The organism is Methylomonas sp. 11b (assembly GCF_000515215.1).
Taxonomy (GTDB): domain Bacteria; phylum Pseudomonadota; class Gammaproteobacteria; order Methylococcales; family Methylomonadaceae; genus Methylomonas.
In genome coordinates this window covers 2,736,372-2,759,192 of sequence record NZ_KI911557.1, presented here as the reverse complement: position 1 = coordinate 2,759,192, position 22,821 = coordinate 2,736,372, and the positions used below count along the sequence as shown (strand labels likewise).

Annotated in this window: 23 protein-coding genes; 10 read left to right on the top strand and 13 right to left on the bottom strand. The window is 54.9% G+C overall.

Annotated elements, in window-relative coordinates; all coding sequences use genetic code 11:
* Positions 1-23 precede the first annotated feature (23 nt).
* Complete coding sequence (locus tag METH11B_RS0113305) at positions 24-1,040, top strand: GlxA family transcriptional regulator (protein WP_026602439.1); 1,017 nt, start codon at positions 24-26, stop codon at positions 1,038-1,040.
* A gap of 22 nt (positions 1,041-1,062) precedes the next feature.
* Here METH11B_RS0113305 and METH11B_RS29490 read toward each other — a convergent pair whose 3' ends face one another.
* Together METH11B_RS29490 and METH11B_RS26790 are read right to left on the bottom strand one after the other, a co-directional pair.
* Positions 1,063-1,386: a helix-turn-helix domain-containing protein gene (locus METH11B_RS29490; RefSeq protein WP_269319500.1), complete on the bottom strand. Its 324-nt coding sequence runs from the start codon at positions 1,384-1,386 to the stop codon at positions 1,063-1,065.
* A 36-nt stretch (positions 1,387-1,422) separates the two neighbouring features.
* The gene (locus METH11B_RS26790) at positions 1,423-2,190 is read right to left on the bottom strand and encodes a GlxA family transcriptional regulator (RefSeq protein WP_026602437.1); all 768 of its coding nucleotides are present in this window, start codon (positions 2,188-2,190) and stop codon (positions 1,423-1,425) included.
* Between METH11B_RS26790 and METH11B_RS0113290 the strand changes: the two genes are divergently transcribed.
* On the top strand, positions 2,189-2,989 hold the full coding sequence (locus METH11B_RS0113290) for a sterol desaturase family protein (RefSeq protein ID WP_026602436.1): 801 nt from the start codon (positions 2,189-2,191) through the stop codon (positions 2,987-2,989). The two genes, METH11B_RS26790 and METH11B_RS0113290, sit on opposite strands and share 2 nt — an antisense overlap.
* Positions 2,990-3,131: 142 nt before the next feature.
* Here the strand turns inward: METH11B_RS0113290 and METH11B_RS0113285 are convergent, their stop codons facing one another.
* The 6 genes from METH11B_RS0113285 to METH11B_RS0113265 all read right to left on the bottom strand — a co-directional run bounded on the left by METH11B_RS0113285 (position 3,132) and on the right by METH11B_RS0113265 (position 8,508).
* The gene (locus METH11B_RS0113285; RefSeq protein ID WP_026602435.1) at positions 3,132-3,713 is read right to left on the bottom strand and encodes a DUF2452 domain-containing protein; all 582 of its coding nucleotides are present in this window, start codon (positions 3,711-3,713) and stop codon (positions 3,132-3,134) included.
* Positions 3,714-3,853: 140 nt separating this feature from the next.
* A complete protein-coding gene (locus tag METH11B_RS0113280; RefSeq protein WP_442919032.1) occupies positions 3,854-5,416 on the bottom strand; it encodes a cryptochrome/photolyase family protein in 1,563 nt (520 codons plus the stop codon).
* Positions 5,380-5,529 carry a DUF2256 domain-containing protein gene (locus tag METH11B_RS30175; RefSeq protein ID WP_081733800.1) on the bottom strand — a complete coding sequence of 50 codons (150 nt, stop codon included), beginning with the start codon at positions 5,527-5,529 and terminating at the stop codon, positions 5,380-5,382. Before METH11B_RS30175 ends, METH11B_RS0113280 begins: the two co-directional genes overlap by 37 nt.
* Positions 5,529-7,049, bottom strand: coding sequence for an FAD-binding domain-containing protein (locus METH11B_RS0113275; protein ID WP_026602433.1), 1,521 nt, complete (start codon positions 7,047-7,049; stop codon positions 5,529-5,531). The genes METH11B_RS30175 and METH11B_RS0113275 overlap by 1 nt, the downstream gene beginning before the upstream one ends.
* 3 nt (positions 7,050-7,052) lie before the next feature.
* Positions 7,053-7,289 carry a TIGR02450 family Trp-rich protein gene (locus METH11B_RS0113270; protein WP_020484438.1) on the bottom strand — a complete coding sequence of 79 codons (237 nt, stop codon included), beginning with the start codon at positions 7,287-7,289 and terminating at the stop codon, positions 7,053-7,055.
* An 85-nt stretch (positions 7,290-7,374) separates the two neighbouring features.
* The gene (locus tag METH11B_RS0113265; protein WP_026602432.1) at positions 7,375-8,508 is read right to left on the bottom strand and encodes a S1C family serine protease; all 1,134 of its coding nucleotides are present in this window, start codon (positions 8,506-8,508) and stop codon (positions 7,375-7,377) included.
* On the opposite strand from METH11B_RS0113265, the gene METH11B_RS0113260 reads away from it, so the two are divergent.
* Both METH11B_RS0113260 and METH11B_RS26785 read left to right on the top strand, forming a co-directional pair.
* Complete coding sequence (locus METH11B_RS0113260; protein ID WP_026602431.1) at positions 8,500-8,775, top strand: hypothetical protein; 276 nt, start codon at positions 8,500-8,502, stop codon at positions 8,773-8,775. The genes METH11B_RS0113265 and METH11B_RS0113260 overlap by 9 nt on opposite strands.
* A 99-nt stretch (positions 8,776-8,874) precedes the next feature.
* Positions 8,875-9,141, top strand: a complete 267-nt coding sequence (locus METH11B_RS26785) for a hypothetical protein (protein ID WP_026602430.1) — start codon at positions 8,875-8,877, stop codon at positions 9,139-9,141.
* A 219-nt stretch (positions 9,142-9,360) separates the two neighbouring features.
* Here METH11B_RS26785 and tadA read toward each other — a convergent pair whose 3' ends face one another.
* The 4 genes from tadA to METH11B_RS0113235 all read right to left on the bottom strand — a co-directional run bounded on the left by tadA (position 9,361) and on the right by METH11B_RS0113235 (position 14,205).
* Positions 9,361-9,825: a tRNA adenosine(34) deaminase TadA gene (tadA, locus tag METH11B_RS0113250; protein WP_026602429.1), complete on the bottom strand. Its 465-nt coding sequence runs from the start codon at positions 9,823-9,825 to the stop codon at positions 9,361-9,363.
* A 1-nt stretch (position 9,826) separates the two neighbouring features.
* A complete protein-coding gene (locus tag METH11B_RS0113245; protein WP_026602428.1) occupies positions 9,827-10,795 on the bottom strand; it encodes an L-threonylcarbamoyladenylate synthase in 969 nt (322 codons plus the stop codon).
* 151 nt (positions 10,796-10,946) lie between these two features.
* Entirely contained in the window at positions 10,947-12,770 is a 1,824-nt protein-coding gene (gene oadA, locus METH11B_RS0113240) for a sodium-extruding oxaloacetate decarboxylase subunit alpha (protein WP_026602427.1), read from the bottom strand.
* Between the two features lie 16 nt (positions 12,771-12,786).
* Positions 12,787-14,205, bottom strand: coding sequence for an acetyl-CoA carboxylase biotin carboxylase subunit (locus METH11B_RS0113235; RefSeq protein ID WP_026602426.1), 1,419 nt, complete (start codon positions 14,203-14,205; stop codon positions 12,787-12,789).
* A gap of 436 nt (positions 14,206-14,641) precedes the next feature.
* On the opposite strand from METH11B_RS0113235, the gene METH11B_RS0113230 reads away from it, so the two are divergent.
* From METH11B_RS0113230 to METH11B_RS0113220, 3 genes are all read left to right on the top strand, one after another.
* Positions 14,642-15,106 carry a hypothetical protein gene (locus METH11B_RS0113230; RefSeq protein WP_026602425.1) on the top strand — a complete coding sequence of 155 codons (465 nt, stop codon included), beginning with the start codon at positions 14,642-14,644 and terminating at the stop codon, positions 15,104-15,106.
* A 238-nt stretch (positions 15,107-15,344) separates the two neighbouring features.
* A complete protein-coding gene (locus METH11B_RS0113225) occupies positions 15,345-16,427 on the top strand; it encodes a GNAT family N-acetyltransferase (protein WP_026602424.1) in 1,083 nt (360 codons plus the stop codon).
* 39 nt (positions 16,428-16,466) lie between these two features.
* Positions 16,467-17,417, top strand: a complete 951-nt coding sequence (locus tag METH11B_RS0113220; RefSeq protein WP_026602423.1) for a glycosyltransferase — start codon at positions 16,467-16,469, stop codon at positions 17,415-17,417.
* 10 nt (positions 17,418-17,427) lie between these two features.
* On the opposite strand, the gene METH11B_RS0113215 is transcribed toward METH11B_RS0113220, so the two are convergent.
* On the bottom strand, positions 17,428-18,027 hold the full coding sequence (locus METH11B_RS0113215) for an arylesterase (RefSeq protein WP_026602422.1): 600 nt from the start codon (positions 18,025-18,027) through the stop codon (positions 17,428-17,430).
* Between METH11B_RS0113215 and METH11B_RS0113210 the strand changes: the two genes are divergently transcribed.
* From METH11B_RS0113210 to ubiD, 3 genes are all read left to right on the top strand, one after another.
* Positions 18,026-18,718, top strand: coding sequence for an ABC transporter ATP-binding protein (locus METH11B_RS0113210; RefSeq protein ID WP_026602421.1), 693 nt, complete (start codon positions 18,026-18,028; stop codon positions 18,716-18,718). The genes METH11B_RS0113215 and METH11B_RS0113210 overlap by 2 nt on opposite strands.
* Positions 18,715-21,195: an ABC transporter permease gene (locus METH11B_RS0113205; RefSeq protein WP_026602420.1), complete on the top strand. Its 2,481-nt coding sequence runs from the start codon at positions 18,715-18,717 to the stop codon at positions 21,193-21,195. The genes METH11B_RS0113210 and METH11B_RS0113205 overlap by 4 nt, the downstream gene beginning before the upstream one ends.
* Positions 21,196-21,319: 124 nt before the next feature.
* On the top strand, positions 21,320-22,783 hold the full coding sequence (gene ubiD / locus METH11B_RS0113200; RefSeq protein WP_026602419.1) for a 4-hydroxy-3-polyprenylbenzoate decarboxylase: 1,464 nt from the start codon (positions 21,320-21,322) through the stop codon (positions 22,781-22,783).
* The last annotated feature ends 38 nt before the right edge of the window (positions 22,784-22,821 follow it).

Sequence of the window (22,821 nt, the reverse complement as noted above, 5' to 3'; positions counted from 1 at the left end):
GCTCCCGGCACGAGGTTTTAACCATGGCCAAGATTCACGTCAGTATCGTTGCGATCCCCGATGCTATGTTTTCGACACTCAGCGGGATTTATGATGTCTTGAACGCCTTTTCGATGTTGAGCGGCTATGACGATGTAGTTCCCGAAACCTCGCCGTTTCAAGTCGATATCGTCGGCCCTTCCCGCGAGGCCTTTCGCACCGCCAGTGGCTTGACGCTTCAGCCGCACCGCACGTTCGAGGAGCTTCGCGCCAGCGACGTGGTGATAATTCCGTCGGTTGCGGTCCCGGAAGCCATCTGGAACAGCGGGCGTTATCCCGAAGCCGTGGCATGGCTGCGGGCGATGCATGCGCGGGGTGCGATCTTGTGTTCGGCCTGCTCGGGCGTGTTATTGATGGCGGAAACCGGCTTGCTGGACGGCAAGCCGGCGACGGTGCATTGGGCTTTTGCACCGACCTTTCGGCAAAACTTCCCGCAAGTGTCGCTACGCCTGGAGAAAATGTTGGTGATTGCCGGAGACCGCGAGCAGTTCGTCATGTCCGGCGCCTCCGCGTCCTGGCACGATCTGGTGCTTTACCTGGTCGCGCGCTTCGCCGGCCCCGCCACCGCGCAAGCTTTCTGTAAGTTTTTCGCACTGGAATGGCATCGCGACGGTCAAACGCCGTACTTGGTGTTCGAACAACCCGCCGACCATCAAGACGCCGTGGTGAAAGACGCGCAAAGTTGGCTGGCGCGGTATTTTGCGGTCGCCGCGCCGGTCGCGGCACTGGTAAAGCGGGCCGGGATTCCGGAACGCAGTTTCAAACGCCGTTTCAGCCAGGCCACCGGTTATTCGCCGATCGAATACGTGCAGCAGCTGCGCATTGAAGATGCCAAATGCCGCCTGGAAAGAACCGACGCCACGGTCGAACAGATTAGCTGGCTGGTCGGCTACGAAGACTCGGCTTCGTTCCGCCGTTTGTTCAAACGCATCGCCGGTGTGGCGCCCCGGGATTACCGCAAAAAATTCAGTTTGCCCCGTTTCGTACAGGACGCCGAATAATTAGTGCCGGGCCGGCTTGGATTTACCCTCGAGCCGGCCCGTCCAACGACAGCCGCAAACCGCGAAAGCGCTTGCGGTACTGGGCCGGCGTCAGTTTGACCTGGCGTTGAAACAGCCTGTTGAAGAAACCGGCATCTTCGTAGCCGACATCGCGGGCGATGGTTTCGACCGGCTGGTCGCCGGCTTCCAGCATCTGCTTGGCTTCTTCCAGACGTAGCGTATGTACATATTCCAACGGCGACAAGCCGGTCGCGGCTTTGAAGCGACGATTCAGGCTGCGCTCGCCGAGGCCGCTGAGCCGGGCCATCGCCGTAACCGGCGCAGGGCTACGGTAGTGTTCTGCAATCCAAACCTGACAACGCGCGATAAGCGCATCCTCGACCTAGCGAGTCTGCGCCAACCGGGCATAAGGCTGTTGGCCGATTTGGTGCCAGTCGATCAGATTCAGTCTGGCGACCTGCATCGCTGCTTCCACCGACACCAGCCGGGCTATCAGAAACAAGGTCAGATCCAACCAGGAAGTACCGCCGCCGGCCATGATCAGGCGCTGACCGTCGCCGGAACACACCAGCGAACGCTGGCCGTGCACGTTGACCTTGGGAAAGCGTTGCCGCAATGTCGCGCAATAGGCCCAGTGGGTGGTGGCATCGTGGCCGTCCAGCAAACCGGCTTCCGCCAGCAGCATTGCCCCGGAGCAGGAAGCGGCTAAGGTAGCGCCGGCTTGATAGCGCTGTGTCAGCCAGGCAATTTCCCGGTCGAACAAGCCGGCCATCGGCTCGCTGGGCGGAATATTGACTTCCGGCACGCACACCACTGCCACCGGCGGGCAATCGGCCAGCGCGTGATCGATCGACACTGGAATGCCATTGCAGACAGTTAGCGGGCCTGAGTCGGCAGCCACCAGCAGCGGCCGGATGGCTTGCGGGCCGGCTTGACCGCTGACGATTAACGGCCAGTCCCGACCTACCGACAGTAATAAATCGTACAAACCGAAAATCACCGATGCACTGGCGGCCGGAAAAACCAGAATTGCCACCGGTATGGGCGCAATGGCCGATTCGTCGGTTTTCGCGCCGATTTGGCGATGGCCCGGTGCATCGGCTTGGGCTAAGGTATCGCCTGTATTGGAATCAATCGAGTGTGTCGCCATGCCTACCCCTATCGAATTATTGCTGGACCCGATTTCGCTAACCCTGTTTGCGCTGTACGCGCTGTTGATGGCCTGGGAAGCCTTGCTGCCGGCGCGGCCGTTACCGACCGTGCCAGGTTGGCGCTGGCGCGGTATCGCCGCGTTCGTCTGCTACTGGTTATTATCGTCTTATCTGCCGCTGCTGTGGAATGAATACCTGTTGCCGCATCAGAGGTTCGATCTGACCGGCCTCGGCGATGTTTACGGTGCGTTGGCCGGACTATTGCTGTACGAGTTTGGCGTTTACCTGTGGCATCGGGGCATGCATGCGTCGAACGGCTTGTGGCGTAGTTTTCATCAATGGCATCACAGCGCCGAGCGGCTGGACAGTTACGGCGCGTTCTGGTTCAGTCCGCTCGACATGCTGGGCTGGACGGTGTTGTCCAGTTTGACGTTGACCTTGCTGATCGGCATTACGCCGCAAGCCGCAACCTGGGTGCTATATGCGACGACGTTTTGCAGCGTGTTTCAGCACACCAACGTCAAAACGCCGTGCTGGTTGGGCTACCTGTTGCAACGGCCGGAAAGCCATTCCGTGCACCATCAGCATGGGCTGCACGCCGGCAATTATTCCGACCTGCCGTTATTCGACATCCTGTTCGGCACGTTTCGCAATCCGGCGGATTTTGCCGAGCAGACCGGTTTTTACCCCGGCGCTTCGAACCGACTCCGGGATATGCTGCTGATGCGCGACGTCACGCGGCCGCGATTCTGCGCGCCGACTATGATTACCGACAACGAGCGGAGGAGTCCGTCCTGAATTATTGGCGACAGTGGCGATCTATATTTTCGCCCTGATTGGGAAGGGTTGGGCATATGCAAGTGTTGGCCGAAGCCCGCCGCCGACGCTAGCACGTAGGCTTTCATTCTGTTCACGCAGAGTATTTTGGTAGAACTGCTCGCTACACTGATTGATCGCTACGGTTTATCAGTAACGTCTCCGCTTGCCGAAAACTCAAACCCAAAATACCCGATTTTTGCATGGATTGCTTCAGCGAAAAAGCCAGCGCCGCCGCAAGCACTCGGGAGTAATACGGCAGGGTTTCCAGATATACCGGCATTACGTCGTCGATTTTTTCGGCCTGTTGCATTTTCTGTTCAAGTTGCAGACTGCGATTTGCTATCTCTTGGATAAAAGCGTCATCGTTGGCGCAAGCGTTGGATAACGCCAAGGTCCAGGTTAAATCCGACTGTAATTCGCAGGTGCCTATGAAACGGCCGGATTGGCTTGGCGCCCATTGTTCCGGCGCAATCAACGATAGGCGGTATTGGCCATCCTTAAAATACAGCCAATACGCTTGTCCCGTGGTCGGTTTAAAACGAATTTGGCTATTTAAAACAAACAACGAGGTAAATAAATCGTTAGTAATTTGCTGAATGTTTTTGGCGGGTGCGATCAGCTGCTTTTTGGCTTGCTGCAAACTGTCCAATACAGCAACAGCTCCCTTTCCCTGAGGATTGGCCTGTTTAATTGTTAAATTCATAAATCGTATTCGGTAAGTTTATTAACGCAGTATGCAGCAGGTTTGATCAACGCAGCGAATTCGGACGAACATTGATGGTTTTTGTTCCCCTCATCCCAGCCCTCTCCCGGAGGGAGACGGAGATTTTTCTGTCGATGTTTTCAAAGCCTCTCCAAATCCGCTAAAACCGTTTCCGCACACCGGGCTATCGCATCATGCTCAGCAACTGCAAACCGATCCAGATTTCGATACACCATACCCAGGCGCGGATTGTGGTTTAGCTTAGCGCGATGACGAATGAAGAAATGCCAATACAGAGCATTGAACGGGCAGGCGCGATCGCCGGTACGGGCTTTTTTGTCGTAGTGGCAGCCCTTGCAGTAATCGCTCATCCGGTCGATGTACGCGGCGCTGGACACATAAGGTTTAGTCGCCAACACACCGCCGTCGGCGAACTGACTCATGCCCAGCGTGTTAGGCAATTCCACCCATTCGAAGGCGTCGATATGCACCCCCAGATACCAGCGATGCACCGCCTCGGGCGCCAAGCCTGCCAACAGAGCGAAATTGCCGATCACCATCAAGCGCTGGATGTGGTGGGCATAGGCGTACTGCAAGGATTGGCCGATGGCCGCTGCTAGACAATTCATTCGGGTTTCGCCGGTCCAGAACCAGGAGGGCAAAGGTCGGTCATGACCGAAATAATTGTGCTCGGCGTACTCCGGCATCTTTGCCCAATACACGCCGCGCACATACTCGCGCCAACCCAGAATTTGGCGGATGAAGCCTTCGGTGGCTGCCAGCGGCGCTGCACCCTGGCGATACGCCGTTTCCGCCCGCTCCACGACTTCCCGCGGATTGAGCATTTTGGTGTTCAGCGCAAACGACAGCAGCGAATGAAACAGCCGCCAGTTCCGCCGGCTCATCGCGTCCTGAAAGTCGCCGAACTGCGGCAGGCTGTTGGCGATGAAAGCATCCAGTTGCGGCAAGGCTTCTGCGCGATTCAGCGGCCAGCGGAAATCATCGGCGTCGGCGGCACCAAAACTGTTCACGCCAGCTGCAACGATGTCCCTCCAAAGCCTGGCATGGTTATGACGAGGCCGAGTGTCAACAGGCACCGCCGGCGTGCCGGGCCACGTCTTACGGTTGTCGTGGTCGAAATTCCATTGTCCACCGATCGGGCGTTGATGGTCTTCCAGTAACACGCCATGTTTGAGTCGCATGCGCCGGTAAAACATTTCCATCAGCCAATGCAACTTGGCGCCGAACAGCTCTGCCGCTTCGTGCCGTTGACTGTAAAAATGTTCGCTGTCGCAAGCTTGGCTAGGGATAGCCAGCGTTTGACAATAAGTCTGCAATTGCTGATCTAGTCGCCATTCGTCGGGTAGCTGGTACTCAAAATGTCGCACCTGGTAAAGCCCGATCAAGTCATCCAGATTGGTAGTCAGCGACTGCCTGTTCGCGTTATCGTCGATTTTTAAATAATGCACCTGATGGCCTTGGGCCTTCAAACTCTCAGCAAAATCGCGCATCGCCGCGAAAATACCGATGATTTTTTGTGCGTGGTGCAGCACGTAATCGGTTTCCTGGCGGATTTCCATCAGCGCGTACACCACCTTGCTATCGGTTTGCGCAAACCAGCTGTGGAGTGGGTTTAGCTGATCGCCCAGAATCAGGCGCAAGGTCGTCATACTGTCGCCAGCGTGCTCCGCTGCCGGCGGCAACGCTCTGAGCAGTATTTCACCGCATCCCAATCCCTGGCCCATTTTTTACGCCACACGAAGGGGCGGGCGCAGACGACGCAGGTCTTGGCGGGTAGCAGGGCTTTTTGATGCATTAAAACTCCAACTGGGTTTGTACCCAGTCGCCGACAGTATTTTTGGTTTTACGGCGGCTCGGTTGTTTGCGTGAGCCGTGTTTTTCGACGATAGCGGCCTTGGCGGCTTTGACTTCGGCGCGGCCGCGTACTTGGTAAAGACGGGCTTTGGCCTGCCGGGTGGCGCATTCAAGATCGACCTGCGGTTCGGGGATATCGGCACCGACGATTACGCCGCATTGTTGTTGCCGTTTTACAGGCATGCGCCACGGTTCGAACAGCCACTCTTTAGGCGCCCGGCGTAAGGCCGGCAGCCAATGTCGAACAAAGTGACCTTGCGGATCATGGTCGCGGGCCTGTTTGATTGGGTTATACACCCGCGTGGTGTTGATGCCGGTGGTGCCGGCTTGCATTTGCATCTGGCTCCAGTGGATGCCCGGTTCGTAATCCAGAAATTGTTGTGCCAGCCACGTGCCGACCGGTTGCCAGTGCAACCAAAGTGGGTAACTGGCTACCGACACTAGCATGGCGCGCATCCGGAAATTCAGCCAGCCGGTTTGAGCCAGCATCGCCACGCAGGCATCGACCAGCGGCCAACCGGTTTGGCCTGCGGTTAAGGCCTGAAAATGCGCTGGGTTCCAGTCCGCTTCGCGCAAACCGTCATAGCCGCGATGCAGATTGGTAAATTCCAGTTCCGGTTCGCTTTCCAGCTTTTGCATGAAATGGCAATGCCAATACAAGCGGCTGACGAAGGCGGTCAAGCCGGCACGACGGACATCGCTGCGAGGTAACACATCGAGCTGGCGACGGGTGGCTTGCACCACTTCACGCAAACTCAAACATCCAAAGGCCAGGTAAGGCGATAGCCGCGAACAGGCCGTCGGTCCCGACAATGGCGAAGAGATGCCGCCTCGGTAAGCACCGCAACGGTCGAATAGAAATTCGCGTAAGGTTTCGATGCCTTGGCGGCGACCGCCTATTTGGCGCAGCGGCGGGTTGGGCTGGATTAATCCCAGAGCTTGCGGCTCGGGCAAGATCGGCAGTTGAGGTGCTGCTAGCCAATCACAAGAGGGAGGATCTAGGCAGGGTTCCGCCATCAGCGTTTCCCAATGCGCTTTCCACAAGTCGCGATTTTGCAAGCGCCGCACCACACCGAATTGCGCAAACTCATGCCACTTTAAGCCGTGCGACCGGCACCAGCGTTGCACGGCCAAGTCGCGCTGAAAGCTCAGCCAGTTGCCGGTTTCCTGGTGCGAATACAGTGCCTTGAAGGGCGCTTCGTGCCAAAGCCGGTCCAACACGTCCACTGCTTCGCCTATCTCGATACACAAGCCGCCGCCGCATTTGCGCAAGGCAATATCCAAATCAAGCAGGCTTTCCCGTAAAAATAGATAGTGTTGCGTAGCCGCATCGGCTGCCGCCCACAGACTCGGTTCGATGATAAACAAGCATACTACCGGCCCGTTGCGGCTGGAGTGCATTAGCGGTGCATGGTCGTGCACCCGCAGATCGCGCTTGAACCAGACTAGGTTGTAGCTCATCGCTCAAAGCCAGCCCTGGCGCCAAATGCTGGAGTCGCGCAAATCCCGCCACGGCATGATTTGCACCCGTTTGCTAAACACCGCCTCCAATTCGATCATTTCCAGCGGCGCGTCAGGGTCGTCCGGCAGCAGCAATTTACTGACGATAAAGTGTTTTTCCTTGTTTTGCGGGGCAACGGCGGTCCATTTGCTGAGCAGCAATTTGTTTGGGTTCAGCCTGGGTGATTTGGCGGTCGGCATGGCTTGGTCTGCTTGAGGAATGTAGTTTCCGAGCATACCAGCCGATCCCGAAATGGCGAGATCGGCTGCCACGCAGCGGAATAAATCAATTCCCCGGTTGCAAGGTTACTTCGACTTCCCTTGTCTGACCGTTGTTGAACACCCGGACTTTAACGACATCGCCAACCTTCTGGTCGTCCAGGCGGGCGAACAGTTTGGATAGCGAATCGACTTCCTTGCCGTTGATCGCGACGATGATGTCGCCAGGGATCACGCCGCTCGCCGAAATTTTCACACCCTGCAAGCCGGCTTTTTCAGCCGCAGAACCGGGCTGTACCCGCAACACCGCGACACCGGTCTTGCCAGTCAAGGCGGCCAACTGTTCGTTCATTTGTTGATCTATTTCGATACCTAAAGCCGGGCGGATATATTTGCCTTGCTTGATCAATTCCGGCACCACCCGCATCACCGTATCCACCGGCACCGCGAAACCGATGCCGGCCGACGCGCCGCTGGGACTGTAGATTGCGGTATTGATGCCGATCAGGCGGCCGGCGGAATCCAACAGCGGACCACCGGAGTTGCCCGGATTAATGGCGGCGTCAGTTTGGATCAAGTGCTCGACTGCCGGCCCATCCTGGCCGCCCAGCGAGCGGTCCAATGCGGAGACGATGCCGCCGGTTAAAGTCCAGTCCAAACCAAATGGGTTGCCAATCGCGAATACTTTCTGTCCGACCTTCAGATCGCGGCTGGTGCCGACCGGTACCGGCGGCGGCCGTTTGAAGCCGACGCCGATTTTCAACACCGCAATATCATGCACCTGGCTGGCACCGACCAGCGCGGCCTTGTAATCGCGGCCGTCGGCTAGTTTTACCGTGGCTTCATTGGCGCCGGCAATGACATGAAAGTTGGTCACCACATGGCCGGCTTCATCCCAGATAAACCCGGAGCCGGTACCCTTCGGCACCGAGAACACGTCGCGGGTCCAGACATTGCGCACCAAGGCGGCGGTACTGATGTAAACCACAGAATCGCGGGATTTTTCGAACAATTCGATGGTGCTCTTTTCGTCCGCCGCCAAGTCGCCGCGCGCGGCGACGGTTCTGACCGGGTTGGATTCGGTCGCCGGTGCCCTCGACTGCCAATGCCAAAGCAATATCAGCACAGCCGCCACTGCGCCGACGGCGAATACGCGTTTAATGAATATATCGGGCGAATGGGGATGGTTGGGATGTTGCATGTCGGCCTCCGGTTTGTTGGTTCCTACCCAGAATCGTGCGAACTGATCAAAGCTATTTTAAATGGCGGCACTGCTGGACATTCAATTCCACTGAGCCACTACGTCGGCAAAGTGGGAGCGCGTTTATCAAATTTCAAGCGAGTCGGTGCGCGTGCTTTTATTCACCCGGCCCTATCTATGACTATTATTCAGTTCTGGCTGATCTCGTCTAAGCCCTGGCTGGTGTGCCATTCGACAGGCAAGGACATTAAGGCGAACGGTATTTAAGGGCCGGGTGAATAATCAACAGTGGATTTAGGAACTATAGTCAATTCGCAAAGTCTCGAAAAAGCCTGGATCGTTTGCTACTGGACAGGAGTGATCATTATGAAAAGAGTTAACAACACCATAAAACTGGTCATATTTGCATTTTTGAGTATGGGGTTAACCAGCGCTGCTATCGCGGAACATCATGAAAGCGCCAAGCTAAAAGCGCAATTACAAACCGAGGACGAGGCTGAAGTGGAGCTTTACGATTACCATTCGGGTGTTACGTATACCGGTACGCTACAACGTTTTATGTTTCATCGGCATTTAGAAAACCTAGTCGAAGAGCCAGAGGATAAACATGCAGAATCGGTGCGAATTAAGTAACACCGCTGTCGAATTCAGAGGTTCCGACACTTACCGCCGTGATTTCGGCTAGTACATACCAATTAAAAAGCCGGCTCACCAAGTAATTACAGATTTAAGAGGGTTGTTATTAGAGTATTTAACGCATCAATAACTGCAAGCGGATCCAGGCAATCGGCAGGCAGCTATTTGCAACGATAGCAGAGTGGTAAATTGAACACATTGTCCGGGTCGGATGTGTTATCGACCTTTCGACTGATTGCGTCTGGCTTTGAAAAAATCGCTGAGCAGCTCCGCGCAATCCACCTCCAGAATTCCCCCCGTCCACTCCACGCTATGATTTAAAAACGCGGCATCGCTGAGTTGCAACGCGTGGCAGACTGCGCCGCGCTTGGGATCGTAGGCGCCGAATACCAGACGTTTGACGCGGGCGTGGGCTATGGCGCCCATGCACATCACGCAGGGTTCCAGCGTCACATAGAGCGTGGTGTCTATCAATCGGTAGTTGTTTAAGGCTTGGCCGGCTTTGCGCAGGGCGACGATTTCGGCGTGCGCGGTGGGGTCGTTGGTTTGGATCGGTTGATTCCAGCCTTCGGCGATGCAGCGGTTGTCATGCACCAGCACCGCGCCGACCGGGACTTCGCCCTGACTTTCGGCGCGCTGCGCCAGGCGGATGGCATGGCGCAGCCATTCCTCGTCGGTCATTTTAAACCGTGGCTTTGTTCAGGCGGTCGTTGACGGCTGCCCAGGCTTCGTTGTCGGGCGGCTGTTCGATCAAGATGGTATCCAGTTGCAGATTATCCAGGGCACGTAGCGAGCTGTACAAAGCCGGTTCGTAAAGTTCGGCATCGGCCGGTAATCTCAGCAAATGCAGGCAGGGAATCTCGGCGATTTCGGCACTGAACGCCAGGATGCCGATATGTTTGCCTTGTGCGCACAAATCGTCAGTCATCGTGATTAGGGTATCGGCCGGGCACAGCAAGGCCATTGTATTGGGTGCGTAATGCACCGCCATCATACCCGGCGCGCGGATTTTGCTTTGAGGGGACAAACGGACATCGGTTTGCAGCACGGCTTTGAGTTGGCTACGGGTAATCCGGCCGGGTCTGAGGATGGCGGGAACGCCGTCGCTAAGATCGATGATGGTGGATTCCACGCCTACGGCGCAGGGGCCTCCGTCCAGAATGCAACCGACTTGATCGCCCAGCTCTTCCGCGACATGCTCGGCTTGTGTGGGGCTGATATGGCCGAAGCGATTGGCCGATGGTGCGGCTATGCCGCCGCCGAAGGCCTGTAATAGTTGTAAAGCAACCGGATTGGCTGGCACCCGCAAGCCTACCGTATCCTGGCCGCCGGTAACGGCAGATGGTACCGTCGATTTTTTGTTCAAGATCATCGTCAGCGGGCCGGGCCAGAAGTGTTCGGCCAGCCGCAGTGCCGTCTCCGGCACGGCTTCCGCCCAATCGTGCATTTGCGCGGCGCTGGCGATATGCACGATCAAGGGATGATCGGCCGGCCGACCTTTCGCGGCAAAAATTTTGGCAACCGCATCGGGGTTGGAAGCATCGGCGCCCAGTCCGTATACGGTCTCGGTCGGAAAGGCGACCAATTGGCCTTGCCGCAACAGTTCGACGGCGTGGCGGATGGATTCTTCGGTGACTGGTTTAGGATTCAAGGTAATCAGGCGAAAGATGAAAATCTAAAAAGACGGGCAGCCGACTTAATTGTAGTGGCGAATTCATTTGCCAAAGCAAACAGCCGCAAATATATAAAAGCCATCCTCACGACAAACGCGCCATTTTACCTTTCGCCTGTAGTCTTTTCTCCTAATTAATTTCCACCAACACTTCATTAGGGTTAACCGCGTCACCTTTTGCAACATAAATTGCCTTGACTATGCCGGCTACCGGTGCAGTGATCTCGGTTTCCATTTTCATTGCTTCGGTGACCAGCAAAGATTGCCCGGCATTGACCTTCTGGCCTTCCTTGACCAAGACATCAATGATATTGCACGGCATGCTGGTCACCACATCTCCCGGCTGGCTGGGCCGGCGGCGTTTGCTGGCGATGGCGCTTTGCACTGCGCCTTGCGCGCCGCCGTCCAGGACGATTTCGTCCAGGGTTTCGATGACGATCTCTTCGGGCATGCCGTCCACTGTGAAGTAAAAATGCCGCAAGCTCTGGTTTTTCGGGCCTGCGCCAGTCACTTTGACGTGATAGGACTCGCCGTGCAGCGCGACATTGAACTCGGTTGGCGCCTTTTTAACTTCCGCGGATGCCGGGGTTTCGTCCAATTCCAAGGGTTCGGCGACCAGGCTGTCGGTGGAGCGTAGTTCCAGAAATTGTTTACCGATTTCCGGGAACATGGCAAAGCTCAACACATCTTCGTCATTCATTGCTAGATGAGCGATTTCGTTACGCAGGTGTTCGAACTCAGGTTTGAGTAAATCCGCCGGACGGCATTCGATCACTTCTTCTTTACCGACTGCTTTGGCTTGCAGTTGCGGATTCACCGGAGCCGGGGCCTTGCCATAACCGCCGTGCAGGTAGCGTTTCACCTCGTTGCTGATGGTTTCGTAGCGTTTACCGGTCAACACGTTCAATACCGCTTGGGTGCCGACGATTTGCGAGGTAGGTGTCACCAAAGGCGGATAGCCCAGGTCTTTGCGCACTTCGGGGATTTCTTTGTACACCTCGGCCATGCGGTCCAAGGCGTTGCGTTCCTTTAGCTGATTGGCAAGATTGGAGATCATGCCGCCCGGTACCTGAAAGATATGCACACGGGTGTCGATACCGGTAAATTCGCTTTCGAAGCGGCGGTATTTTTTCCGCACTTCCAGAAAATATTGATTCACCGCTTGCAGTTTGTCCAAATCCAGCCCAGTGTTGTAGTCGGTGCCGCGTAAGGCGGTGACCAAAGATTCGGTAGGCGGATGGCTGGTGCCGCCGGCCCAGGAAGATAGAGCGGTATCGACATGTTCGCAGCCCGCCTCAATGGCCTTGAGCTGACACATTTCCGCCAAGCCGGCGGTGGCATGGCAATGCAGATGCAAAGGCAGGTCGATTGCGTCTTTCAGGGCTTTTACCAGTTCGCCGGCAATATACGGGGTCAATAGACCGGCCATATCCTTGATGGCAATCGAGTCGCAGCCTAAGTCCGCCAAACCTTTGCCCAACTTGATGAAACTGGCAATGTCGTGCACCGGGCTGGTGGTGTAACAGATCGTGCCTTGGGCGTGCTTGCCGGCTGCTTTGGTGGCTTCGATGGCGGTTTCCAGGTTGCGGATGTCATTCAGCGCATCAAAGATACGAAACACGTCCATGCCGTTACGGGCCGCAGTCTCGACGAATTTACGCACCACATCGTCGGAATAATGCCGATAGCCCAGCAAGTTCTGGCCGCGCAACAGCATTTGCAGGCGGGTATTGGGTAGAGCGGCTTTCAACTTGCTCAGCCGTTCCCATGGATCTTCTTTTAAAAATCGCAGACAGGCGTCAAAGGTCGCGCCGCCCCAGCATTCCAATGACCAATAGCCGATGTCGTCCAGCATTGCACAGGCTGGCAGCATGTCTTCGGTGCGCATCCGAGTGGCGATGAGTGATTGGTGGGCGTCGCGGAGGATAACGTCGGTTACGTAAACTTTGCTCATTGGGGTTTCCTTGGGTTTACAGGCCAGTATGGGAGGCGACAACCGCCGCCAGCACGCTAGCCAGAATTTCCGGTCGCGGCTTGTTGGAATAGTTGACTAGGTCTGGATTAGCTTCGACAAAGCCGGTGTTAAAGCGGCCACGGCGAAAATCCGGATGACCGAGAATTTTCAAGTAATAGGGGATCGTGGTTTTGATCCCGAACAAGCCCATGTCTTTCAAGGCGCGCTCGCCGCGATTAATCGCGTCTTCCCAGGTCATCGCGCTGACGATCACTTTAGCCAGCATCGAGTCATAAAACGGCGGTACCTCGTATCCGGTGTAAATCGCCGTGTCGGTCCGGACGCCGGGTCCGCCGGGGGCGTAGTAACGGGAGATGTGGCCGAAGCTGGGTAGGAAATTGTTTTTCGGGTCCTCGGCATTGACGCGGAATTGAATAGCGTAACCGCGTCTGACGATTTCTTCCTGCTTGAAACGCAGCGGCAAGCCGGCGGCTACGCGAATTTGTTCTTCGACAATGTCCACACCGGTGATGGTTTCGGTGATGGTGTGTTCAACTTGCACCCGGGTGTTCATTTCCATGAAATAGAAGCGACCGTTAGCATCCAGCAGAAACTCCACGGTGCCGGCATTGGTGTAACCCACAGCTTTGGCTGCCATCACCGCCAAACCGCCCAGGTACTGGCGTTGCGCTTCATCCAGTTGCGGGGACGGGGCGATTTCGATCAATTTTTGATTGCGGCGCTGTATCGAACAATCGCGTTCGTAGAGATGAATGGTGTTGCCAAAATGATCGGCCAGCACCTGCACCTCGATATGAATGGGGTTAACCACGCATTTTTCCAAAAACACGTCAGCGCTACCGAAGGCCTTGGTGGCTTCGGAAATCACCCGCTGATAGTTTTGCCGCAACTCGTTGGGATTATCGCAACGCCGGATGCCGCGCCCACCGCCACCTGACGTAGCTTTCAGCATGATGGGGTAACCGATCTGTTCTGCCACCTGCAGGGCATGCTCGACGCTGTCCAGATTGCCATCAGAGCCGGGGGTGACCGGCAGGCCGGCGGCGATCATCGCGCTGCGGGCTTCGGTTTTATCGCCCATGCGCTGAATCACTTCCGCGGAAGGGCCGATAAACACCAAGCCGCGTTCCTGGCAGGCACGCGCAAATTGGGCATTTTCGGATAAAAAACCATAGCCGGGATGGATGGCATCGCAGCCGGTGCGTAATGCTAGATCCACTAAACCATAGATGTTCAAGTAGCCGGCCAGCGGCTCACTGCCGATGTAATGGGATTCGTCAGCCTTCTTGACGTGTAAGGCAAAGCGATCGGCTTCCGAATAAATAGCTGCTGAACGAATACCCATTTCCGCGCAGGCCCGAATGATACGGACAGCAATTTCGCCGCGATTGGCGATCAGTATTTTGCGTAACATGATGCTCCCGTGTCCTTAAGTTTAGTAACTCGCCTATTACTCTAACAAGTTATGGCTATCTTTCAACAGGAAAACCGCCGCTTGCCGATTGGGGATTAACCTTTAGTTTGGCTGGTGGCGGTATTGCCGGCTACTGGGTTCGGTCAAAAAAACCGGCTAATTCGGCGATATTTGCTGCTTAGGCTTTGACGAAATTTCCAGCCGCTAAGTTGTTGTGTTAGCGGCATTTAATCGGCTTTTTGTGGTTTCTGTGTCAACAAGTTTTAAGGGTGAATGGGAAATATTGATAGAAAACAGCCTCTTGCAATTGGCACGCATAGTGCTATTCTCCTATGCATGGACGCCTATACCATGAGCCGCAGCCTTCCGTAATCGGTCCGGTTTGTGTGAATAGGGCTTCACCTCTTAACTAATTGATTAATTCTGGGGTTTTAATATGGACACAAACAAGCCGTTACTTTCCGCATTATTTTTTATCGGTCTATCGTTTTGGGGGATTCAGCTGGCGCAAGCAGCTACTACCGCAAACACGCTAAACCCGCTCGAATCCTTCAAAACCGTTTTGCCGGATTTGCCAAGCGCTTATCAGGAGCAGCCATCGAATCCATCAGCGGATAAACCGTTGCAGGACTATGCGTTAACGCTGTTTACGCGGGTCAAAACTGGAGCAGTAGCGACATTTCAGCAAGCCTTGGTAGAAATTGAAGGGCTTGGCGACATTGTTTCGCAAACAGGTTTGCTCGGGTTGCTTGGTACTGTATTCCAGCCAGTGATGGATGAGAGCAAAACAGCTGAATTGAAAGCTGCCTTGCCTACGGCTGCCTGGTTTTTTCTCAGCGGCATGCTGGGCATTCTGGGCTTGAAAAAACGCAGCAATTTGCTTGATGCCAAATCGGTTTGAATACAGTCCGCTAATGCTGTCATAGGCTTGGGCACCCAACGTAGGTTGGGTGCCCAAGCCTAAATACTTTCCGCTTCGCCACATCAAACGTCTTCGCCGAATCGACCCTTTTAAAACTAAGCTGTAGTTTGGTAATACAGCGAGTTTACGTCGATAATAGTTTTCGATTTTCGGTGATGCCTCAGCTAAACATGTATTGGCCTCGCTAATAATTTTCCGCACTTTTTCGAGAAAGCCTATGTCCGCTGTTGCCGACCATTTTGTTTATGGACCTATCCAACTGGCGGATATTCCGGATTGCATTCGGATTGCTGTCGCCAATTTCGATGAGTTTCAGCAACACCCCGAATATATCCAGCAATGGTTCGAGCGCCGTATCGTGCAGAATCCTTGGCAGGACGCCTTGCCGTGCGTCGGCGTCGGGGTTTGGCACAATGGACGCTTGGCCGGTTTCCGCGCTATGTTCGTGCAACCCTGGTGGTTGAACGGCGAATCCGTATCCATTGCTTTCGGATCCAATACCTGCGTCGATGAACAGTTTCGTGGTAAGGGCTTGGCCACCAAGCTGATCGAACACAGCCTTGAGTCTGCGCGATTCAACGGTACCGTGACTGCCGGCGTGATTACTCAGAAAGCCTTTAAAAAATGCGGCTTTGTCGAGATCGGCGGCAGCGATAATGATTTTTACCGTTTGCGCGTTGGGTATCGTGGCTCTTGGGAGAAACGCGCCGGCAAATTTTTGGGCAATTTGTTGGGCAGCCTATTTGACATCAACTTGCGCTTACGCAATGTCAAATTGCATAGCGGCGGTTTTAAATTTGCTGAGGTTTTGCATTGCGAGACTGAGTTTGACGAGTTGTGGGAGCGGGCCAAAGCGGGCTATACATCATGTCTGGAACGCAGCAGCCGTTATTTAAACTGGCGTTTATTCGATTTTCCTACCTGTCCTTTAAGACTTTTCGCGCTGCGCGATGCTACAGGCAAGTTGCGTGCCTATGCTATCTGGCATCAGCAAGGTTTTGGGGATGCTATCAGCATGGCAGTATTGCGCGACGTGTTTTTTCCTTTGGACGATGAGCCGGCCTTAAAGACCCTGTTGTATTACCTATTTGCCTATTGGCGAGAGAACGGGATTAGCTGGGGCAGTCTGGAAGTCGCCTCGCCGTCATTGACCAGTCTGTTTCGCAGTCTCGGTTATGAAGCGGTGCCGTCGCGCGGCAATCGCTATCTGATCTATCGCCAGCCGCCGCTAGCCGACAATATTTTGCAAAATTGGTACCGCAGCGGGATCGATGGCGATTATTTTGATCATCCGCTGTAATATTGCTTAATCCAACATTCTAAACTCGGCCTGTACCCTATGTTAAACGCCTCCGTGATTATCAGCACCCGCAACAGAGCGTCGATATTGCCGCGCTTGTTCGACGCATTGGCCGCCATGCGGCTGAATAGCGAGACCCGCTGGGAATTGCTGATGGTTGATAACGGTAGCAGCGACGATACTGTTGCGGTGATCGCGGCCGAAGCGGAACGTGGTCGACTGCCGGTGCATTGCGTCTCTGAGCCGATTCCCGGTAAGTCCCGTGCTTTGAATCGCGCCATCAAGCAAGCGCACGGCGAATTGCTGGTGTTCACCGACGACGATGTCGAACCGCAAGCAAGCTGGTTACAGGCCTATATCAATGCCGCCGCCGCGCATCCGGAAGTCGACGGATTTGCCGGCAAAGTGTTACCCAAATGGCTGGGCGACATCCCCGCCTGGCTGCATACCGAAGGCGAATTCGCGTTGCCGCGCGGCATTACCAATACCCGCGATTTTGGCACGTCTCAGCAATTTTTGGATGAACAGGTCATTCCGGGCGGCGTAAACACCGCGTTAAGAGCCGAGGCCGTGGCCAAAAACGGCTGGTTTCGCGAGGAACTGGGGCCGGGCACTTCGGTGCCGTTTACGGAAGATACCGAATACATGGGTCGTTTTCGGCGGGGCGGTGGCGAGTTTTGGTATGTGCCGGAAGCGTTGCTGTATCACTGCAACATACCGGAGCGGATGACGAAAGCCTATGTGTGCCGCTGGATGTTCGACGTGGCTCGTTGCCAGGTGCTGGCGTATGCCGATGTGCCTGCCGGGAAGAATATAGCCGGTATCCCGCTGTATTTGCTGCGGCATTATCTGAGTAGAATCGTGAAGTTTTGGCTGGAGCCGCGCGAGCAGCAACGCTTACAAAAAAAAATGAAATGGATGTTTACGGCCGGCGAAATCGCCGGTTACCGGCAATTGCCGGCGTTTAAACAAGCGTTGGCGGCAAATTAGCGCTTCGCGTTCATAGCAACGCTTGTAAATATCCCCATACTTTCTCTGCAATCACCGGTTGCGCCAGCTCATTTGGATGTAGGCCGTCAGCCTGCATCATCTCCGGGTTTAACGCCACTTCTTCTAGGATAAACGGCACATAAGGAATCTTCAATTCCGCAGATAGCTGCGGAAAAACCTCGTAAAACATCTCGACATAACGCTTGCCGTAATTGGGCGGGATTTTCATCCCCAGCAGCATGACTTTGGCGCCGACGTTTTGCGAGCGCCGGGTGATTTCGGTCAGATTATTTTTCATTTCCGCCGGCGATAAACCGCGCAAACCGTCGTTGGCCCCAAGCTCCACCAACACAATATCCGGTTTATGCCGGGATAAAATTTGCTCTAGTCGCGCCAGGCCGCCTGCCGAAGTATCGCCGCTGATGCTTTCGTTACTGATAACATAACCGCTATGCAGGTCGGTCAGCTTGTTTTGCAACAAAGCTACCCAGCCAAGCTGAACTTCGATGCCGTAACCGGCACTAATACTGTCACCCAATACCACTATCGATTTCGCCATTGCACTTATCGGTAGTAAACCCAGAATTACGGCAAGGACCACGCTATACATGTTAAATACTCATATTGATAAGACCAGTTCCCCGATCATCGTTACCGAACAACTCGGTAAATCGGTGCCAACGTCCGAGGGCATTTTACACATCTTGTCCTCGGTGAATTTAATCATCAATCCGGGCGAGAGCCTGGCCATCGTCGGAGAGTCAGGTTCCGGCAAATCCACCTTGCTCAGTTTACTGGCCGGCCTGGATACGCCCAGTACCGGTCGAGTGGTCGTCAGTGGCCGCGATCTGACCAAACTGGACGAAGACGGCCGTGCCTTGTTGCGGAACGAATTGGTCGGCTTCGTGTTTCAGTCGTTTCAATTGCTGCCGGGTTTGACGGCCCTGGAAAACGTGATGCTGCCGCTAGAACTCTGCGGTCACGCTCAAGCGGATGCGGCCGCCCGAGCCTTGCTGGACAGAGTAGGCTTGTCGCAGCGCTTGACTCATACACCCAAACAATTATCGGGCGGCGAACAACAGCGGGTGGCATTGGCACGCGCCTTTGTCACCGGACCAGCCATCCTGTTTGCCGATGAACCGACCGGCAATCTGGACAGCAAGACCGGTGCGCACATCATCGATCTGCTGTTCGAGCTAAATCAAGAGCAGGATACCACCTTGATTTTGGTTACTCACGACATGTCTTTGTCCGCGCGTTGCCAACGCACCATCCGCCTGGATGCCGGGAGCATGGTATGAAACGCTTCAATCTGGCGCTGAAGCTGCTTTGGCGCGACAGCCGTTCCGGAGAGTTGACCTTATTGTTGTTGGCGTTACTGATTGCCGTGAGCAGTTCCACCGCCATTTCACTATTCGCCGACCGCTTGCAGCGGACCATGACGGTACAAGCCGCCGAGTTTTTAGCCGGCGATCTGGTGGTAGCCGCACCAGCGCTTATCGACGAAATTTGGCTAGCCAAAGCCGGCGAATTGGGCTTATCTCGTTCGCAGACCAGCGAGTTTGCCAGCGTTTTATTGGAAAACCAGGAAATGTTGTTGGCCTCGGTAAAATCCGTCAGCGGCGGCTACCCGCTACGCGGCAAATTGAAAACCAGCGATGCCGAGTCGCAGGATGAAACCGTCGTCAGCCAGGGCCCGGAGCCGGGCTTCGCCTGGGTGGACAAACGCATTCTGCCGGCATTGCATTTAAAAATTGGCGACACGCTGACGGTAGGCGAAAAAGCGCTGACCATAGGCCGGGTCTTGAGCTACGAGCCGGACAAGCGCGGCGATTTTTACAGCTTTTCGCCGCGGGTGATGATTAATCAAAGCGACTTGGCTGCCACCGGCGTGATTCAACCCGGCAGTCATGTGCGTTACGCCTTCCAGTTCAGCGGCGACGAGCAGGCCTTGGCTACCTTCAAGACTTGGTTGAAACCGCAGCTGAATTCCTCGCAAAAAATCCTGGATATACATGAGGACCGCCCGGAATTGGGATCGGCGTTGCAGCGCGCCGAGCGTTATCTGGGCCTGTCCAGTATCGTGGTGATCCTAATTGCCGGCGTGGCGATTGCGATGGCCACCCGCCGTTATACCGAGCGACATTTCAACGCCACTGCCTTGCTGCGCTGTCTAGGGTGTAAACAAGCGGAAATTATCTGGCTGTACGGTTTGCAGTTTTTGGTGCTGGGCCTGCTAACCAGTGGCGTCGGCTGTGGCCTTGGCTGGTTGGCGCAGTTCGGTTTATTCGAACTGCTAAAATCTTTGTTGCCGCAAGAGTTGGCCAGCCCCAGTTGGTTGGCAGTGTTTTTTGGCTTGATTACCGGCTTGGCAATATTGCTGGGTTTTGCCTTACCGCCGTTGCTGCGCTTGCAAAAAGTCTCGCCCTTGCGGGTATTGCGCCGCGAGTTAGAACCGTTACCTACTAGCGGTTGGTTGATTTACGGTTTGGCGCTGGCGATTATCGGTGGCTTGATTTGGCGCTATACCGAAGACCCGCAAATGACTTCCCTCATATTGGGTGTGGGAACGCTGGCATTATTGGGCTTAGGGGCGGCGATATACAGTTTGTTATTGCTGGCGCGCAAGCTGTTGCCGAAGATGGGCTTAAATTGGCGTTTTGGTTTGCAGGGATTGCTGAGGAACAGCCAGGCCAGCATAAGTCAAATATTGGCTTTCAGCATCACACTAACCGCCATGGCCCTGAGTTTCACTGTGCGCAGCGACTTGATCGATAACTGGCAACAGCAATTACCGGAACAGGCGCCGAATCATTTTGCCTTGAATATCCTGCCGGAACGCCAGCAGTCGTTTCATGACGAATTGCAACAAGCCCAAATAGCCAGCAGCCAGTTTTATCCTGTGGTGCGCGGGCGCTTGGTGACGATCAATAACGAAGCGGTGCAAGGCCGGGTCAGCAAAGACACGCAGGGCGAAGGCGCTACCCAACGCGAGTTGAGTCTAACCTGGGCGGTACAATTACCGGACGATAACAAAGCCATTGATGGCGGTGCTTGGCAAGCCGATCAGCCGGGGCAGGTATCGGTGGAACAAAAACTGGCGGAAAGCCTAAAAATCAAGGTGGGCGATGAATTGACCTTTACGGTGGGGAGCGCGCAATTCAGTGCCAAGGTATCCCAACTTCGTAGTGTGCAGTGGGATACGATGCGGCCCAATTTTTACATGATCTTTTCGCCCGGCACGCTCGACAATTTTCCGACCATGTACATGACCAGTTTCTATCTGGCCGACAATCAAAAGATTCTGCTGAATACGTTGCTGAAAAAATATCCGGCTATCACGATATTGGAAGTCGACCAGATCCTGAAACAGTTCAAGATGATCCTGACGCAGCTGACCAAGGCTATCAATCTACTGCTGTATTTTGCCTTGGCGGCCGGTTTTACCGTGTTGTTCGCCGCCGTTTATGCCACGCTGGATCAACGGATCTACGAAGGTGCGTTGATGCGCACGCTGGGCGCTCGGCGCGGCTTTTTGCGCGCCACGCATGTGATTGAGTTTGGCTTGCTCGGCACCTTGGCTGGCGTTTTGGCGGCATTGGCAAGCGAGGCGATTCTGTATGCGCTGTATACCCGCGTTATGCATATCGACTACCGTCCCGGCTACTATTTGTGGGGCGCATTGCCAGCCATAGGCGCGACAACCGTGGGGCTGGCAGGTTACTGGGGTGTTCGCCAGGTGGTCAATCAGCCGCCCTTGCAAGTGTTGCGGCGTTAATCTCCGTCGCTTTGGTTTTACTTTCCGCCCTCGGCTTCCTCGCCCGGCTTATCTCAGCGTATGATTGCCGCTTTAATTTTGCACCTCCATGGCACGAAGTTCGGCCCCTTTCTAAGGATAATGCATGAAATATAGAGATTTACGAGACTTTATCGCCCAGCTGGAAAAACAGGGCGAACTGAAGCGCATCAAACAGGAAGTCGATCCGGTGTTGGAAATGACGGTGATTTGCGACCGGGTATTGAAACAGGGCGGGCCGGCTTTGCTGTTCGAAAACCCGAAAGGTTCCAACATTGCCGTACTTGGTAACCTGTTCGGTACGCCTAAGCGGGTGGCGATGGGTATGGGGGCCAAAGACGTTTCCGAATTGCGCGGTATCGGCGAGTTACTGGCCTATCTGAAAGAGCCGGAGCCGCCGAAAGGCATGAAAGACGCGCTGGAAAAGTTCCCCGTGTTCAAACAAGTGCTGAATATGGCCCCGAAAATAGTCAGTTCCGCGCCTTGCCAGGAAGTGATTCGGGTTGGTGATGAAGTCGATTTAAGTGTTTATCCGATTCAAACCTGTTGGCCGGAGGATGCCGCGCCGTTGATTACCTGGCCGCTGGTGATTACCAAAGGGCCGAATAAAGACCGGCAGAACCTGGGGATTTACCGCCAGCAAGTCATCGGCAAAAACAAAGTCATCATGCGCTGGCTGGCACATCGCGGCGGTGCCTTGGATTTTAAAGAATGGCAGCAAGCGCATCCAGGCAAGCCGTTTCCGGTGGCGGTGGCCCTGGGTGCGGACCCGGCAACAATATTGGCATCGGTCACACCAGTGCCGGATTCTTTGTCCGAGTATGCGTTTGCGGGCTTGCTGCGCGGCAGCAAAACTGAAGTGGTTAAATGCCTGTCCAACGATTTGCAAGTGCCGGCCAGCGCGGAAATTGTCCTGGAAGGCTTTATCTATCCCGGCGAAACCGCCCCGGAAGGGCCGTATGGCGATCATACCGGCTACTACAACGAGGTCGACGAATTTCCGGTATTTACCATCGAACGTATTACGCAGCGGCAGGTGCCGATTTATCACAGCACTTACACCGGCCGCCCGCCAGATGAGCCGGCGATTTTGGGTGTGGCGTTAAACGAAGTCTTCGTGCCCATCCTGCAAAAACAGTTTCCGGAAATCGTCGATTTTTATCTGCCGCCGGAAGGCTGTTCCTATCGGATGGCGGTGATCAGTATGAAGAAGCAATACGCCGGCCACGCCAAACGGGTGATGTTGGGTACCTGGTCGTATTTGCGCCAGTTTATGTACACCAAATTTGTCATCGTAGTGGACGACGATGTGGATGTACGAAACTGGCAGGACGTGATTTGGGCGATTACCACTCGGATGGACCCGGCTCGGGATTTGACGATTTTGGAAAACACGCCTATAGATTATCTGGACTTTGCTTCGCCGGTGTCTGGCTTGGGGTCCAAGGTCGGTTTCGATGCTACCAACAAATGGCCAGGCGAAACCAACCGGGAGTGGGGACGTCCGATTGTAATGAGTGAGGACGTGATCAAAAAAGTGGATACGATGTGGGATACCTTATTTAACTAGGGTAGACTGCCGGTTGGCTTGTAGAACGGTACAAATCC